Below are 318 nucleotides of genomic sequence, written 5' to 3'. Positions count from 1 at the left end.
GGATTTGCATTTTTTTCTATCTCATTCGGGAGGTTAGCAAATCCTCCATACCCCTCTGGATCATAAATGGGGGCAGCAGGGGGCAGCACTCTCGCCATGTACAACGGGTTCAGGCCTCCCGCATAAGTTCCGTCGATGTTAGCTGCATCCCTTTCAGATTTGGCCACAGAAAGATTAACTCCTAATGTAATCCAGTCCTTTGCCTGGTTCTCAAGATTTACACGAGCTGAATATCGTTTCAACCCGGTCTCTATTATTGTCCCTGACTGATCGAGATAATTTCCTGAAACAAAAAAAGAAGTGTTTTCATTTCCGCCC

1 pseudogene is annotated in these 318 nt (G+C 45.6%); it reads right to left on the bottom strand.

The features are described from left to right. Positions 1 to 318 (bottom strand): annotated as a pseudogene (locus tag HC176_RS18605) (hypothetical protein); the annotation flags it as partial.

It is taken from the genome of Tamlana crocina (genome assembly GCF_012037625.1).
Note: the sequence above shows the minus strand (reverse complement) of the source record. Positions and strands in the feature narration are given on the sequence as shown.